This is a genomic window from Xanthomonas euvesicatoria (assembly GCF_013112235.1).
Classification (GTDB): Bacteria; Pseudomonadota; Gammaproteobacteria; order Xanthomonadales; family Xanthomonadaceae; genus Xanthomonas; species Xanthomonas euvesicatoria.
This window is the reverse complement of the sequence record NZ_JABFFS010000001.1, coordinates 2,082,591-2,099,299: the sequence shown is the minus strand read 5'-3', so window position 1 is coordinate 2,099,299 and position 16,709 is coordinate 2,082,591. Positions and strand designations below refer to the sequence as shown.

Below are 16,709 nucleotides of genomic sequence, written 5' to 3'. Positions count from 1 at the left end.
CGCATGAGCGCACCGAGCGACACCCCCACCTATCTGCACGGCTTTTCCGCCACCGAACAGGCGCGTCTGCTCAAACAGGCGCGCTTGCTGGAAACCACGCTGTTCAATCAGATCGACTACAGCGGCGCGCGGCGCCTGCTGGAAGTGGGCAGCGGCGTCGGCGCGCAGACTGAAATCCTGTTGCGCCGTTTTCCCGAACTGCATGTCACCGGCGTGGATCTGAGCGAGGCGCAGCTGGGCGCGGCGCGGGCAAATCTCGAACGGCTGGCGTGGTGCCGCGCGCGCTACACACTGCAGCAGGCCGATGCGAGCGACTTGCCGTTCGAGGCGCGTCAGTTCGATGCGGCGTTTCTGTGCTGGGTGCTCGAACACGTGCCCTCGCCTGCGCGCGTGCTCAACGAAGTGCGGCGCGTGCTGCTGCCCGGCTCGCCGGTGTACGTGACCGAGGTGATGAATGCTTCGTTCCTGCTGCATCCGTATTCGCCCAACCTGTGGCGCTACTGGATGGCATTCAACGATTTCCAGCACGACCAGGGCGGCGACCCGTTCGTCGGTGCCAAGCTGGGCAACCTGCTGCTGGCCGGGGGCTTTCGCGATGTGCACACGCAGATCAAGACGCTGCATCTGGACAACCGCGAACCGGGCCGGCGCAAGACCATGATCGGGTTCTGGGAAGAAGTGCTGCTCTCGGCGGCCGATCAATTACTGCAGGCCGGCGCGGTCGAGGCCGCCACCGTGGATGGCATGCGTCGTGAACTGGCGCAGGTGCACAGCGACCCGGACGCCGTGTTCTTCTATTCGTTCGTGCAGGCGCGCGCCACGGTTTATTGAGTTGCCGATGCGGGCGCGACGACCGGAGCGCCGACAGCTTCCAGGTCACCGGTCAGCACGGTGCTGCGGGGCTCGTGCCAGATGCGGTGCCACATCTGCCCCAGCACTGCAACGATCTGGTCGCGTGCCACCGGCGCACGATATGCCGCCTGCACCTGCCGCGGCACGATCGGCTGCCACGTCCCGTTGTCGCGATGGGCCACCACGAAGTTGAAGTTGTAGTCCGGCTCCAGGCCCATGCGCAGGTCGCTGAGCATCAGGTCATCGTCGACCAGGCGCGCGCGCATGAAGCCGCGATTGAACCAGGTCAGTCGACGCACCGAATCGAACCTGGCCACTTCGCCCAACGCCTGGGTGTTGCTGGAAAACCCACGGAAGTGCATCGGGCCGGTGTCGGCCACGAGAGAGCGCTCGCCGATGACATAGCCGTTGGGCGTCATCGCCACCACGCGCCACAGCAAGGTGTTGAGCGGCATCGGCACCGAGAACCGCCGCGCATCGGCCAGGCCCATCGCCGCCAGCGCACGATCGGCCTGGCGGTCGACCAGTTGCTTGGCAATCAATGACCAGCCCAGATACGCGGTGCTGGCCACCAACCCGATCACCAGCACGTGTTGCGCAAACGGGCGCGCGCGCGCAAACCAGGCCACCACGCAGGCGAGCAACAGCCACACCGTGTATGCCGGGTCGATGATGAACACGCTCGACCACATCGTCGGATGCGGCTGCAACGGCCACCACAGCTGGGTGCCGTAGACGGTGAACGCATCCAGCAGCGGATGCGTGATCAAGGCCAGCTGGATCGCCCAGAACCAGCGCGTGGGTGCGCTGGCCACGCGTCCATTGCCGTAGCGGCGGAACAGCCACCAGATCAACCAACCCACCAGCGGCAGCACGAACAACGAATGGCTGACGCTGCGGTGCACGGTCATCAGGGTGACCGGGTCGTCGGTGAGCGGCAGCAATGCCAGCGAGTCGAGGTCGGGCAAGGTGCCCAGTGCCGCGCCTGCCAACAAGGCGGCACGCCGCTGTCCGGGCGGCGCGATGGCGGCAGCGATGGCGCCGCCGAGAACGATCTGGGTCAATGAATCCATCGGCCGATGCTAGCAGGCCGGACCTGCACGGATCGGGATGTTTGAGGCGGGGTGCGGCCGGCCGGCACCGCTGCGTCACCGGGCAGTTAATCGTCACGAGCAACGCACAGGCCCGTGCGCCCGGGCGGCGGACCGACGTCGGCTTAACCCCAAACCGATCCATTCAGGCGCACAATGCAACCGACACACGGGGCGTGTATCATCCGCACCCATCTTTTCATCCGAATCAAGGGATATAAGCCTGATGTCCAGCTACCTGTTCACCTCCGAATCGGTCTCCGAAGGCCATCCGGACAAGATCGCCGACCAGATCTCCGACGCAGTGCTGGACGCCATCCTGGCCCAGGACAAGCGCGCCCGCGTGGCTTGCGAGACGATGGTCAAGACCGGCGTTGCGATCGTGGCCGGCGAAGTGACCACCAGTGCCTGGATCGATCTGGAAGCGCTGACCCGCAAGGTCATCCTGGACATCGGCTACAACAGCTCCGACGTCGGCTTCGACGGCGAGACCTGTGGCGTGCTCAACCTGATCGGCAAGCAGTCGCCGGACATCAACCAGGGCGTGGATCGCAAGAATCCCGAGCAGCAGGGTGCGGGCGACCAGGGCCTGATGTTCGGCTATGCCACCAACGAAACCGACAGCTTTATGCCGGCGGCGATCCACCTCTCGCACCGCCTGGTCGAGCAGCAGGCCAAGATCCGCAAGAAGAAGAACTCGGCGCTGTCGTGGCTGCGTCCAGACGCCAAGTCGCAGGTCACCCTGCGCTATGAAGATGGCGTGGCGACGGCGATCGATGCAGTGGTGCTGTCGACCCAGCACGACCCGGGCGTGAAGCAGAAGGACCTGATCGAAGCGGTGCGCGAGGAAATCCTCAAGCCGGTGCTGCCGGCCAAGTGGCTGCACAAGGGCACCAAGTTCCACATCAACCCGACCGGCAAGTTCGTGATCGGCGGCCCGGTGGGCGATTGCGGCCTGACCGGCCGCAAGATCATCGTCGACACCTACGGCGGCTGGGCGCGTCACGGTGGTGGTGCGTTCTCCGGCAAGGATCCGTCCAAGGTGGACCGTTCGGCTGCCTATGCCGCGCGTTATGTCGCCAAGAACGTGGTGGCCGCCGGTCTGGCCGACCGTTGCGAAGTGCAGGTCTCCTATGCCATCGGCGTGGCCGAGCCGACCTCGATTTCGGTCACCACCTTCGGCACCGGCAAGATCGCCGACGAGCAGATCGAAAAGCTGATCCGCAAGCATTTCGACCTGCGTCCGTTCGGCATCATCCAGATGCTCGACCTGATCCACCCGATGTATCAGCAGACCGCATCTTACGGCCACTTCGGCCGCAAGCCGAAGGACTTCACCTACACCGACGGCACTGGCGCGCAGCACAGCGCGACCTCGTTCTCGTGGGAAAAGACCGACCGCGCCGACGCACTGCGTGCCGCCGCCAAGCTGAAATAATCGCCCCGCTTTTGCGAGAGCTAGGTAGACGCATAACGACTGGGCCGCTGATGCGGCCCAGTTGCGGTTTTGGGGTCGTCGGTGGGTTACCCACGCCAGGAAGTGGCAGGTTGCGAAGGCTTCGGCTAACGGCGGTCCCGCACGCGTACGGGCGTGACGAAATAGAGTCTCTTTCCCCGCATGAGAGAGATTGGGGTGAGGATAAGGGGCGAAGCCACTCACCTGCCGGATAGCACGTGGCTGCGCACGTGCCCTCATCCGCCCCTACGGGGCACCTTCTCCCGCCTTGCGGGAGAAGGGACAACGACGCCAACCGCCGCTCAAGCCCCTCTCCCCGCGGGAGGGGGGTTGAGGGTACGGGGCAAAGCCACTCACCTGCCAGATAGCACGTGGCTGCGCACGCACCCTCATCCGCCCCTACGGGGCACCTTCTCCCGCCTTGCGGGAGAAGGGACAACGACACCACGCCGCTCAAGCCCCTCTCCCCGCGGGAGAGGGGTTGGGGTGAGGGTACGGGGCGAAGCCACATGCCATGTGGACCACCGCAGAACAGCGGTCGCGAACCTGTTGCTACCGATCGAGCTGTAACTGCTGTTCGAGCGCCATCGCAAAATCCGCCAATGGGCAGGCCATGCGTTGCTCCGGAGCGCACAAGCCCAGCGACAGTTCCTGCTGCAGCGGCGGATGGGCCAGATCCAGCGGTACCAGCGTGCGCAGTTGATCCAGCGATTGCGCCAGGTAACGGGCGCGCACGAGCTGGCGGCCGTCGCTCTCGCGCCAAAGGCCGAGCAGCAACGCGCCGCCCGGCGGTGGATCGTCGGCGCCGTAGCCGGGCAGATGAAAGTGCACGCCCAGCAAACTGCTCAACGCGGCGATATGCGTGTCACTGCCGACGAACACCGAGACCTTCGGCGCCTGCGCGTCACCGAAGCGTTGCAAGACCTCGCGCGCCAGCGGTGCGCCAGAACGCGAGGCCATGTAGTGCGGCCGTGCGTAAATATCGAACAGCAATGCATGCAGGCGTGAGACCTGGGCCAGGCGCTCGGGCGTCGCACGGCCCCAACCGACCTGCGACAGCGGCAGGCCTTCTGCGTATTGCAGCAGCAACACCTCGCCGGTGCCGGAGGTCAGGTCAATTGGCCCACCTAACTTGAGCCCGCGCCCGTTGGCCGACGGCGCCAGCGTCGAAGGCATCTGCGCGAACTCGCACGGCGTCCGCGTGCAGCCCAGAATCTGCTGCAATGCCTGCAGCTCGGCAGCATGGCCTTGCAGCAAGGCGGCAGGGCCTCCGGTCTGTTGCTGGATCGATGCGACCGCTGCCGCCGCATCGAACGGCACCGTGCCGGCCTCGATCGGTCGAAACAGCGGATCGTTGCTGCCAGCCTCCCGATGCCCGGCAAGAATGCCGCAGCCGGGTGCAAGCGCGTCGGCCAGCAGTGCGCCGCTATCGATGGTGCGTTGATCGGTATTGGCCCACACCGACACACTGCCGGTTACCGGGCAACCGTTGCTCGGCAACAACGCCTGCTGCACCAGCCACTGACGCAGGTACTCGCCACTCAAGCGCACGCCTTGGCGACCATGCGGAGTGAGCAGGCTGGCGGGCGTGGACCATTGCGGCCAGGGTTGGTCGGCATAGTGCGCGGCGGCGGCCTCGCCTTGCAGCGGTGCGCGCACGCCATGCCGGAACACCACCACCACGCGCTCCAGTTGCGCGGCCTGCGTCGATGCCGGCGCTCCGGTGCCCACCTGTTTGCCGGCGGTGCCTGTCGCTTGATCGCCACCGTGCGCTGTGGAGCCGCGCGCGGTGGACACGCTCGGGATCGACGTGGTGCAGCCGCCCAACGCCAGCGCAGCCGTCAGTACCAGGCACAGCACGCTGCCGGTTGCCACTGGCGTGCTACGGGGCGTGCCAGACCTCGGTGCAATGCCGACGCACTGCCTGCGCCTGGCCTGCCGCGCAGGTGCCGCGATCCCCATCGCGGCACCTGCGCTCGCGACAACGCGGGCGGCCCATCGCGGCTCCCCACCGCTGGCCGACGGCGCGCGTTGCAATGCCCACTGCTCCGTTTCACCGCAGGCGCGTGCACGGCCTGCGCTATGCATCGCGTCCGTCATGACATCTGCATCCTGCTGCGCACCTGGAAGGTCGTCGGATGCGAATCGTGCGCGATCAGAACACATACTTGGCGGTCAACAGGCTGGTCATACCGGAATCGACGATGTCGGAAATCGCATCGGTGTCATGGCCAACGTGCGCCCAGTAGCTGTGCTGTTTGGTGAGGTTGGCCACCGACAGATCCACGCGCAGGTGATCGTTCGGTGCATAGCCCAAATGCAGGTCCACGCGGGTGATCGGCTTGATCCACAGGTTGTCCCAGTTTGCGCCCTGGTTGAGATAGTCGTACACCGACACGTATTCGCCGGAGTAGTGATAGCTCAGGTTGACCGACCACGGCCCCTTTTCGTAGAACAGCTCCGCATTGGCGAGCAGGTTCGGCGCGTTCTGGATACGTTCGTGTGCGAAGCCTTCTTCTCCCAGGTCCACGCGCGTGGTCTGGCGGGTGATGTTGGCACCGATGCCGAAGCCGTCCAGCGGAGCGGGCAGGCCCTGGAAGGTTTGCCGCACGGCCGCTTCCATGCCCAGCACGCGACCGTCGCCACCGTTTTGAGGACGCACGAAGCGGATATTGCCGCTTTCGCTTTCGCCGGCATTGGCGGCGTTCGAACCGCTTTCATAGATGTAATCGGTGAGGCGCTTGTAATAGCCGGCCAGCATGGCGTGGCCGCCGCTGTCGTTCTGCCATTCGCCCGACAGGTCCACGTTGAGCGACTTGATCGGTTTCAGATCCGGGTTGCCTTCGGTGATGGTGGTCTGGCCATCGCTGGAGATGTCGGTGGAGCGGCCGCCGCCCAGCTGCACGAAGGCCGGGCGCGTGTAGCTGGTCCACACCGAGCCGCGATACACCGCGCCATCGCCATCGGGCCGGTAATTGACGAACACGCTGGGCAAGGCGACGTTGTAGCGCGTGTGGTTGTTGGCGAATGCGCCGACCTGCTCGGCACCGTTGATGGCGGCCGGCTGCGCCCAGAACGTGTTGGTGATGGCGGTATGTTCGAAGCGCACGCCCGGCAGGATTTCCCAGTTGCCGGCGCGCAAGGTGGCCATTGCATAGGCAGCGCTCACCGCTTCGGTCGCGCGCATGGTGTTGCAGTTGAGATTGTTGATGGCCAACTGGCCGCAACTGTCGAAACTGGCAGGGGTGAGCGTGCGTGCGATCAGGTCATTGAGCGCTGCATTGCTCAGGCGCACGGTGGGAAACGCGTATTGGCCTGGATAGACCGCATCATAGCGCTGCGCGATCAGGCCGGTATCGCGCAACAAGGTGCCGTCGGTGTACTTGGCATTGGTCCAATCGCGATCGGTGAAGCTGCGCGAGCTGTCGACATACTTCACGCCAAAGGCAATGCGGCTGAGTAGCCCCGCATCGAAGTCATAGGCCACGTCGAACTTGCCGCCGCCCTTGTCCTGGCCGCTGTATTGCTTGGAAATCTGCCCGGTACGTCGCGCATACAGGCTACCCACGTCCGAGGCCTGCGCCTGCATGGCCGGGGTGAGCAAGGGAACCGGGAAACCGTCGCCGTCGTAGCTGATGAAACGGTTGGCGCCATAGGCAAAGTTGGTCGAACTGTACTGGTCGTTGCGCGCGGAGATTTCCACGTGATCCGGCCGGTCGTTATTGCCGGTGCCGTAGAAGATGTTGGGCGCGAACGTCCAATGGCCGAGCTGCTTTTCTGCGCCGAACTGCACGGTGGCAAGGTCGGCCTCTTCCGGGTTGGTTTCGTACCAGTAACGCACCGCAACGCGGTTGATCTGCGGCTGATACACGCCGCTGCTGCCGATTTGCGTGAAGCTGACATTGGCCGGCACGAACTGCGTGTAGCCGGTGTTCTGCTCGGTCTTGGCGAAGGCGTAGGTCATGCGTGCATACAGATGCAAACTGGGATCCACACGCCAGTCGAAGGCCGCGTTGCCGCCGTAGCGTCGGGTCTGCCCCTGCGAGTAGCCGATATTGACGCCGGTGCTCTGCAGGACCTCTTGCGGGTCGGCGCCTGCGGCCAGATTGCCGCTGGCGTCGGCACGTGCGAATTTCCATGCGCCATCGTTGCGTGCAGCCGAGGCAGAGGCCACTTCGCTGTTCACGAAATGGCGCTCGTCGTAATACGCACTGACCGATACACCGAACTGCCCGGCACCGCCGAAACGCGCATGCCAGTCGCCGGCTGCGCCGCTGCCCAGCCCGGAATCGCCGTAGTCGCGTGCACGGCTTTCCAGGCGTCCACTCAAGGTCACGCTGCCGCCCTGGCGATCGGGCGAATCGAATGCGCTGGGCGTGCGGTAATCGATGGTGCCGCCGATCGCATCGCCGTCCATGTCGGCGGTGGAGGTCTTGTTCAACACGATGGTCTGCAGGCCCGACGGCGGCAGCAGGCTCAATTGCACGCCGCGGCTGTACGGCATGCCTTGCGCGACGTTGATGCCGTTGATCAGGTTGACGTTGTATTCGGCATTGAGGCCGCGCACCGATGAAAACATGCCTTCGCCGCGCGCGGCCCCGTCGATGCCGCCGAAATACGATTGCCCGGTATTGATCACGTTGACGCCCGGCATCAGGCCCAGCGCTTCGGCGACGTTGTGCACGGCAGTGGTCTTGAGATCGTCGGCCGACAACACGTTGACGGTATTGGTGGCGGCCATCTGCATGTCGGTCGCGTTATAGCGCGTGGCAGCGACAGTGACCTTGTCCAGCGTGGCCATGTCGCCCTGTGCGGGCGTGGTGGCCTGCGTCTCCTGGGCCGCGGCATGGCCGCACAGGGCGCACAACGACAAACACAGCGCCTGCGACAACCGCGAAGGACGCAACAGCGAGCAACGAACGATCATGATCCAATCCGATGAATGCAGCAGCGCGCCAAGGCTGCGCCGCCGCGAATGTGGGGAAGCGAGGCAGCCCGCGCAGGCGGAACTGCATCACACCTGCAAGCAGGCGCCGCGCATGGTGGTGATGCGGTATGTCAGTTTGGTGACCGTGGTTGCGAACATGACAAATGCGCGCAACGCATGCGCAAGTCGGCACAGTCATTGCCGTATGGAGGCAAACATTGTCGACGCTGTGCGCTGCCTGCCTGGCGCATGCATCCACCGACAGCAGGGCATGCGCGCCGGCGAGGCGATGCATGGACCCTGGATGCACGGGGCCAGGTGGTGGCGCAGACACACACCTCAATCATCTGACGGTTGCGCACGCGCCAACGGCAGGTGTTGCCGACTGCCTTCGGCCGCCCGCCAGCCTGCGATCGACGCGCATTGCGGTGGCATGCGAGGCAGTCCGCACCAGCGCGCGGTCAAGCGCTCCCCCCGCCCGTCACGCTGCGTCAGGTACGCAGGAAGATCTCCACCCGTCGATTGAGCTGCCGCCCGCCCGGATTGTCCTGGCCGTTGAGAGTATTGGGCGCCACCGGCTGCGATTCGCCATAGCCCTTTGCATTGGCCGACTGCGCGGCACCACGGGCGCGCAAGGCCGCCAGCACGGCATTGGCGCGTCGCTCGGACAGCGCCTGGTTGTAATCGTCGCTGCCCTTGGCATCGGTGTGCCCGCGCACCTGCATGTCTTTTGCCGTGACCTTGGTCTGTGCGGCGCCCAGGGTGTCGAGCACGCGCGCCGCGTCGGGGCGGATGTCGGACTTATCGAAGTCGAACAGGATGCGGTCGTTCAAGGTGATCAGGTAACCGCAGGGTGCGCCGGGCGGTGCGAACTTTTGCAGCGGCGGGAAGCGGCCTGCTGGCGGCACTTTCGGTAGTGGCGGCATGCGCACTTCGCGCGGCGGCGTACCGACCGTGCCGGTGCCGTCGCCGTGGTTCTGCACCAGGCCATCGGGACCGTTCCAGGTGCCCGAGCCATCGGCGTTGATGGTGACCAGCCCGCGTGGCCCGTTCCAGGTGCCGCTGCCATCGCCGCGATTGTCGACAAGCCCGCTCTTTTCGCTGTTCCAGGTTCCGGCGCCCTTGCCGTCCAGACTGATCAAGCCGGCCGGGCCGTTGTAGGTGCCGCCACCATCGGACTGCACATCGATGAGCGACCCACCGGACCCGCCTTCGCCGATCGCATTGATGGTACCGCTGCCGTCGGCATTGACGTTGACCAGCCCGCCCTCGAAGTTGGCGGTGCCACTGCCGTCGGCCTTGAGATCGAACAGACCGCCCTCGCCATTGCGCAACAGGTTGCCGTTGGCGTCGACGCTGGTGATGCCGGCATCGGTGATCAGGGTACCGCCATCGCCGCAGCGTGCCGGGGCGACGCTGACGCCTTCGATCGGGTCGAGAATGTCCTGCAGCGATGCTTCCAGTGCACGTTGCGCGGGAGTGACGCCGACGATCTCCGGCACCACGATGGTGGGGATGGCCGGAAATTCCGGTGCGGCCTGGTCGACGGCCGCTGCAGCGTTGGAGGTGCCTGCAGGCTGCATCGGCGCAGCGCCCGTGGCACTGGCAGCAGTGGTTGCATCCTTTGGAGCTTCGCCACGCCCGCATCCGACCAACAACACCGGTACCCACAACATCGCCGACAGCTTGCGCATCGCCTCTTCCCTGTTCGAGCCTGTACGAGACCCGCCTGATAGCACGGTCGCGGTCAACATGGCGCTAAGACCGGCGGCTTTCACGCTGCATGCCGGTGCCGCCAGTGGAGCACGCGAAACGGCAGCCGCCCCACCGGCAGGCTAGCGGTCCGGCGCGTGCGAGGCCTGCTGCTCTGCCTGCAACTGCACATGCAGGATGCGACGAATTTCCAGAATGGCCTGCGGCGTTTCCTGCACGCTGTGCCAGGAGGTCACCACCAGCTCCGAGGCCGCGCCGTCCAGATGCGCGCTGCGATACGGCACCAGGCCGTCGTCGGAATCGGCCAGCGGCACCTGCGGTTTCTCGCGCCCGATGATGGTGTGGTACTGCACGTTTGGAGAGATCGGCAGATCCATCGTGGCACGCACGAACGGATCGGTGTCGCGCAGGTTGTCGATGCTGGTGGGCACCAACGCGCGGCCCTTGCGGCGGGGAGCGCCGCCCGGATCGTCGCGTTCGCTGTTGGCCAGGTCCTGCATCACATCGCCGAAGCGATCCAGCAACGCGCCCGGCAAACGGACCAGCTTGCTCACAAACCGCCCCAGCCCGCCCTCGGCCAACGGCGTACCGCGATGCGGCGCGGCGATGAAGATGGCGCGGTCCACTTGCGGCATCGGCGAAAAGTGCAGCAACGGCCACAATTTGGCGCGGATGCGCGCGCCGCGTTCGCCGTCCAGCCGGTAGTTCTGCAGCAGGGAATCCCACAATTGCTCGCCAGAGGACGACACCAGCAGCCGCCCGATCACCCCGCCCATGCTGTGCCCGACCAACACCATGTCGTGCGACGCGATCGCACTGCCGGATGGATCGAAGTGCTGCAGGCTGCGTTCCACCAGTGACTGGATTTCCGCGCGGTTGATCGCCATCGGCGCGTTGGTCGGGTAATACACCTGCCAGATCTGGTAGCGCTGGCGCAGCGTTTCATCGCCCATCACTTCATTGGCCACGTTGACCCAGGCCTCCGGGCTGCTGGCCAGACCGTGCAGCATCAGCAGCACGCGTCGGTTGGGATCGTAGGGCTGCATCAGATACAGGTGCGGACGATCGATACCGCGTACGCTGCCCAGCATCGACCGCAGCGACTGCTCCGCAAATCCGGATTTGGCCAGCCACAATCCATACGCGGCAGTGAAGTTGCCTGCCAGCGGCACGCGTTGGCCATGCAGCACCACTTCGCTCTGGCGATACGGGTCGTACGGCACCAAGGTGACCAGGTGGCTGCGCAACACCTCAGCAAGCGTCTCGCCCTCGAAACGCAGCAAGATCGTTGCAGGCGCGTACGGCATTTCGCTGAACGTCGGTAACGGGCGATCGGGCGCCGCACCCGCCGCGACGGCCTGCTGCAATGCCAGCCCGGCGGGGTCGCCAACCACTTGCGGGTCCACTTCCGCGACCAGCTCGGCGCCGAATCCATCGCGCCGGTAGGTGCTGCGCAGGCCATTGAAGCGCAGCGCCGAGGCGGCAAAGATCGCACGTGGCGTATTGCCGTCGCCCGGCAGCCGGTAGGCGGACAGATCGACGTCGAGCTGCCAGCGCCCGACCGTGGTGGATGCCGGAGTGGTTTCGCCGGCTTGCTGCGATCGTGCGAACAGGCGCTCCACCACCTGCTGCACGGCGTAATTGTAGTAATCGCGCACCTGCGACTGGCGATTCTCGAACGCCCGCGCACTGGGTGCACGCGCGGTGAAGAACAGGTACGCATACGCATGCCGCGCGGCCTCCAACCAGGCCTCCACCGCGGCATCGCTCATCGTGGTGGGGTTGCGCCCGCTCAGCGCGATGGCACGCGCGGTCCACAGTTCTGCCTGCGTGGCCAAGCGCCGCTCATCGCCGATACCGGCCTCGCTGGTGAGCTGCTGCAGGCACGGCAGCGGCGCAGCGCGGCAGGCCTTGGGTTGCAGGCCGGCAACCTGCAAGCTTTCGCTGCCGGACTGACTCAATTCACCGGTGCTCAGCACATCGCCACGCGTTTGCGCGATGTAGTCGCCGCTGTTGCGCGACTGCACCGTCACCATGGCGCAGCCGCTCAACCACATAGTTGCCAGCACTCCCGCCAGGAATGCAGCGGCACGCGCTCGGGGCATGCGCGGCCTCATCGCGGCGTGGTCGCAGTTGTGCCTGGCGCCGGCGCCAGCGGCATGCCGGCACGGATGCGCGCAGAAAAATCCGTGGCCTTGTCGGCGGCGATCGCACGCGCGGTGAAATGCCCGCGCTGCTTCAAGGTGGCGAAGGGATAACCGGGCATCAGGCCGTGATGGTCGTAGGCGTATTGGTCGACATAGCCGGACAGCAGCAGGCGATGATCCAGCGGCAGTGTGGGCTGCAGTTGCCGCACCAGCGCGAACACAATGGTGGTGCAGTTGCTGGTAAGCGTGTTGTAGAACGCCGGCTTGCGATCGAGTTCGTTGGCCAGTTCCACATATCCCATGAACATGCGGCGCAGCCCGGCCTTGGGAATCGCCAGGCGATACAGGTACATGTCTTCGCCACGCACGTTGGTGCGCACGCGCAGAATGTCGCGTTCGTCGGCGGCGACCAGGGTTTCTTCGAAACTGCGAAAGAATCCGCCCAACGCGGAAAACGCTTCGCCACGTTCCTTGCGGATTTCCAGCGAGAACACCACGTGCGAACCATCGTCGAAGCCGAACGACACCAGCGTGTGCGCGATCGCCGGGCCCATCCAGTACGAGAGCGCAAGATCTGCGCTGACCAGGCGGTTCAGATCGTATTGGCGCGTCTCCCAACGCGGCACATAGTCGGTCTCGCTGCGCCAATCGAAGTTGCGCACGTTGTGCAGGGTGACGATGTCGCCGTGCACCTGCGGCTGCAGACGCTGGGCGACATCGTCGGCCCAGTCGCGGTCCTGGCTGGGCTGCATCAGCCACCACGACACCGCCAGCACCACGAACGCGGCACTGAAGATGCCCACCAGGGCCCAGTTCTCGCGGCCACGACGTACCCCCCACAACGCTGCCACCGCCATCGCACACCACGAGGCCACCCACCCGGCGCGTACGAGGGCGTTGCCGGTCAGTGCGTAGTAGATCGCCAGGGCGCCCCATCCGGCGGCCAGCACCAGCGCAGTGCGCAGGGCCCAGCGACCGATGCGGGCGCGTGTGGCCGGTGTCATCGCGTGCCGCCTTCGGGTACCCGCATGCCCAGCGCATGCATCAACAGATCGGCCGAGCGATGCGCAAGCCGTTTGCGTTCGGCCTCATCGTTACCGCGCAGACAGCTGCCCAGCATGTCGATCACCAACAGCACCTGTTCCTCGTCGACATCGGCGCGGCACAGCCCGGCGTCGCGGGCGCGATGGACGAACGGCAGGAAGATGCCGACCGCCCGCCGATCTGCCGCCTCCACCGCCGGATGCGCGCGTTCGATCGAGCGCCAGAAATCCACCAGCGGCGAAGACTGGGCGATGTGCTCGGCGACATCGTGCAGCAGCACCGCCAGGCCATCCGGACGGTCGGCAAGGTCGGCGGCAAGGCGCTCCAGCCCATCCAGGCCACGCGCCATCAATGCAGTCATCAGTGCCAGCCGGTCGGGGAAATTGCGATACAGCGTGGCGCGCCCCAGACCGGCGCGCTCCACCACCAGCTCCAGCGGGGCATTGACGCCGTGTTCGCTGAACACCTCGTCGGCGGCATCGAGAATCTGCCGGCGGCGCAGCGCGGCATCGGGGCGGGACGTCATCATGCCGGCATTATCGGACAGATTTGTCCGGTTGCGCCAGAGTCCGCTTGCCGTTTGTGCGCGCTCTCCGACCAACGGCATGACTGCCGTTGGTTTGCGGTGGCCTGTTCCCTACCCGCCCCTGCAGCCGGCCATGCAATCAGCCGGTGTTCTGCACGCCCTGCGAGACGCCATTGACGCAGGCCACCAGCGCACGCAGCAGCGCTTCGTCTTCGCCATCGGTGGCGCGCCAGCGTTGCAGCAGATCCACCTGCAGCACGCTGATCGGGTCGATATAGGGATTGCGCAGACGGATCGACAACGCCAGCCGAGGGTCGTGCTGCAACAGCGACTGTTGTTGCAGCAGCGCCTTCACCCAGGCCTTGGTCAAGGCAAGTTCGTCGCGAATCAGCGGGAAAAACCGCGTGTGCAGGTCGCCGGACAAGCGCGAGAACAACTCGGCGATATTCAGGTCGCCCTTGGACAACACCATGGCGATGTCGTCCAGAAAGGTGCGGAAGAACGGCCAGTCCTGCGCCATTTCGCGCAAGGTGTCTTCATGCCCGGCATCCACCGCCGCCTGCAGGCCGCTGCCCACGCCGTACCAGCCGGGAATCACCGCACGCGCCTGGCTCCACGCAAACACCCAGGGAATCGCACGCAGGTTGGACAAGGCCGCGTCCTGGCCCAGCCGCCGCGACGGACGCGAGCCCAGCGTCATGCGCTCGATCACATCGATCGGCGTGGCCAGGCGGAAGTACTGCATGAACTCCGGCGCGCCGACGAAGGCGCGATACGCAACCGTGCTGCGTTCGGCCACCAGGTCCATCACCGGGCGCCAATGCGCCTCGCGCGGCTCGGGCGCACGCGGGCGCAGGCTCGAGAGCAGCACCGCGCCGGTCATCTGCTCCAGCGAGCGCAACGCCAGAGCGCGGATGCCGTACTTGCGGTGGATCACCTCGCCCTGCTCGGTGACGCGCAGGCGGCCATCCACGCTGCCGCGCGGTGCGGCATCCAGCGCGCGGCTGGTCTTGCCGCCGCCGCGCGCGATCGAGCCGCCACGGCCGTGGAAGAAGGTCAGCCGCACGCCCAATTCGGCGGCCGCTTCCAGCAACTCGACCTGCGCACGTTGCAGGCCCCAGCGCGAGGCGGCGATGCCGCCGTCCTTGCCACTGTCCGAATAGCCCAGCATCACCATTTGCGTATCGCCGCGCGCGGCCAGATGCTGGCGATACACCGGGTCGGCGAGCAGGTCCTGCACGGTGCCGGTGCCGCCGCGCAGATCGTCCACGGTTTCGAACAGCGGCACGATATCCAGCGGCACCGCGCCGGCATCGTCGACCAAGCCGCCACGCCGGGCCAGTGCCAGCACGGTCAACACGTCGGCGCGGTTATGCGCCATCGAGATGATGTAGCTGCCCAATGCATCGGCGCCATGGCGGGTGCGCGCATCGGCAAGCGCGGCGAATACCGCATCCAACCGTGCATTGCCTTCATCGTCCACGCGCGGCAAAGGTTCCTGCCCTGCGGCATACGGGCCGAGCACCGCAGCGCGCTGGGTGGCGTCCTGCGCATCCCAATCGGTCTGGCCCAAGGCATCGGCCACCGCGCGCGCATGCACGCTCGATTCCTGGCGCACGTCCAGCCGCGCCAGATGGAAACCGAAGCTGCGCACGCGCCACAGCAGACGCCGCACCGCGAACCACCCGGCATGCAGGCCCTTGTTGGCCTGCAGGCTGTCCAGGATCAATTGCAGGTCGTGCTCGAGCTCCGAAGGCGCGCTGTAAGCGCCCTCGGCATCGTCCAGTGTGGCCTGCAGGCGCGCGCGCATCAGGTCGTTGAGCAGGCGGTACGGCATGTCGCCATGGCGCGGGCGCGAACGCGCGGCAGCATCGGGGAGCAGCGCGCGGTAGCGCTCCAGCTGTGCGGTGAGTTCGGCGCTCACCTGCACCAGCGTGGTCGATTGACTGAGCAGGCTGGCCAACTGCCAGAGTTCTTTCTGATAGCGGTCCAGCACCGCGCGCCGCTGCGCGTCCAGCGTCCCGGCGATGGTCTTGGCATCCACATTGGGATTGCCGTCCATGTCGCCGCCCACCCAGGTGCCGAAGCGCAGCAAACGCGGCAATGCCGGCACGCTGCCGTAGGTTTCTTCGATGGCGTGTTCGAGCGTTTCGTACATCACCGGGATGACGCGATAGAGCACCTGGGTGAGGTAGAAGCCCACGTGCTCGCGCTCGTCGTCCACGGTGGGGCGCACCGGCGAGGAATCGGCGGTCTGCCACGACGCGGTCAGGGCCATGCGGAAGCGCGCGGCGTCGCTGGCGCGTTCGTTGGGCGTGCGCATGCCGTCCAGGTTGTCGACCAGGCTGGCGACCATCAGCTGTTCTTTTTCCAGCAGCGCGCGCCGCACCGCCTCGGTGGGATGCGCGGTGAACACCGGCTCCACATCGATGCGCGGCAACCATTGGCTGAGTTCGTCCAGGGTCACGCCCTGCGCCTTGAGGCGGCGCAATGCGTCATGCAGGCCATCGGGCTGCGGCGTATCGGTGCCGCTGCGCTGGTATTCGCGGCGGCGGCGGATGCGGTGCACGCGCTCGGCGATGTTGACCACCTGGAAATAGGTGCTGAACGCCCGGACCAACGCTTCGGCGTCACGCGGCTGCCGACCGGTGAGTTGTTCGCTCAGCGTGGAAGGTGGGGCATCACTTTCGCGCCGCGAGATGGCGGTGGTGCGCACGCGTTCGATTTCATCGAGAAATTCCGCAGACACCTGCTCGGCGAGCAGATCACCCACCAGTGCACCCAGCCGACGCACATCGTCGCGCAAGGGAAGATCGGGGGTAGCGAACACAAGACTGCTGCGGTACTCGTTCATCGGAAACGCACACCCTCTTCAAGCGCAAAGTCGTCGAAGACTAACCCAAAAGGATTAGATGATCGCGACCGGCACGACGGTTTCAACACCAACCATCGT

Annotated in this window: 10 protein-coding genes and 1 pseudogene; 3 read left to right on the top strand and 8 right to left on the bottom strand. The window is 65.9% G+C overall.

Features of this window, described 5'->3' with window-relative positions; translation table 11 throughout:
• The first annotated feature begins 3 nt into the window (after positions 1-3).
• Positions 4-831, top strand: coding sequence for a class I SAM-dependent methyltransferase (locus HLH45_RS08910; protein ID WP_008573555.1), 828 nt, complete (start codon positions 4-6; stop codon positions 829-831).
• Here HLH45_RS08910 and HLH45_RS08905 read toward each other — a convergent pair.
• Positions 825-1,925, bottom strand: coding sequence for a metal-dependent hydrolase (locus HLH45_RS08905; RefSeq protein ID WP_008573554.1), 1,101 nt, complete (start codon positions 1,923-1,925; stop codon positions 825-827). The genes HLH45_RS08910 and HLH45_RS08905 overlap by 7 nt on opposite strands.
• A gap of 244 nt (positions 1,926-2,169) precedes the next feature.
• Between HLH45_RS08905 and metK the strand changes: the two genes are divergently transcribed.
• A complete protein-coding gene (gene metK, locus HLH45_RS08900) occupies positions 2,170-3,381 on the top strand; it encodes a methionine adenosyltransferase (protein WP_005910819.1) in 1,212 nt (403 codons plus the stop codon).
• Positions 3,382-3,951: 570 nt separating this feature from the next.
• Here metK and HLH45_RS08895 read toward each other — a convergent pair.
• Both HLH45_RS08895 and HLH45_RS08890 read right to left on the bottom strand, forming a co-directional pair.
• Positions 3,952-5,565 carry a histidine-type phosphatase gene (locus HLH45_RS08895; RefSeq protein ID WP_033478763.1) on the bottom strand — a complete coding sequence of 538 codons (1,614 nt, stop codon included), beginning with the start codon at positions 5,563-5,565 and terminating at the stop codon, positions 3,952-3,954.
• Positions 5,555-8,326, bottom strand: a complete 2,772-nt coding sequence (locus HLH45_RS08890) for a TonB-dependent receptor (protein ID WP_033478762.1) — start codon at positions 8,324-8,326, stop codon at positions 5,555-5,557. Before HLH45_RS08890 ends, HLH45_RS08895 begins: the two co-directional genes overlap by 11 nt.
• Between HLH45_RS08890 and HLH45_RS08885 the strand changes: the two are divergent.
• Positions 8,325-8,677 (top strand): annotated as a pseudogene (locus HLH45_RS08885) (hypothetical protein). The gene HLH45_RS08890 and the pseudogene HLH45_RS08885 overlap by 2 nt on opposite strands.
• Before the next feature lie 140 nt (positions 8,678-8,817).
• Here HLH45_RS08885 and HLH45_RS08880 read toward each other — a convergent pair.
• The 5 genes from HLH45_RS08880 to ppc all read right to left on the bottom strand — a co-directional run bounded on the left by HLH45_RS08880 (position 8,818) and on the right by ppc (position 16,610).
• Positions 8,818-10,080, bottom strand: a complete 1,263-nt coding sequence (locus tag HLH45_RS08880; protein ID WP_033478761.1) for an OmpA family protein — start codon at positions 10,078-10,080, stop codon at positions 8,818-8,820.
• A gap of 81 nt (positions 10,081-10,161) precedes the next feature.
• Entirely contained in the window at positions 10,162-12,156 is a 1,995-nt protein-coding gene (locus HLH45_RS08875; protein WP_033478760.1) for an esterase/lipase family protein, read from the bottom strand.
• The gene (locus tag HLH45_RS08870; protein WP_008573541.1) at positions 12,153-13,190 is read right to left on the bottom strand and encodes a DUF4105 domain-containing protein; all 1,038 of its coding nucleotides are present in this window, start codon (positions 13,188-13,190) and stop codon (positions 12,153-12,155) included. Before HLH45_RS08870 ends, HLH45_RS08875 begins: the two co-directional genes overlap by 4 nt.
• A complete protein-coding gene (locus tag HLH45_RS08865; RefSeq protein ID WP_008573539.1) occupies positions 13,187-13,759 on the bottom strand; it encodes a TetR/AcrR family transcriptional regulator in 573 nt (190 codons plus the stop codon). Before HLH45_RS08865 ends, HLH45_RS08870 begins: the two co-directional genes overlap by 4 nt.
• A 136-nt stretch (positions 13,760-13,895) precedes the next feature.
• Positions 13,896-16,610: a phosphoenolpyruvate carboxylase gene (ppc, locus tag HLH45_RS08860; RefSeq protein ID WP_011346444.1), complete on the bottom strand. Its 2,715-nt coding sequence runs from the start codon at positions 16,608-16,610 to the stop codon at positions 13,896-13,898.
• Positions 16,611-16,709 lie beyond the last annotated feature (99 nt).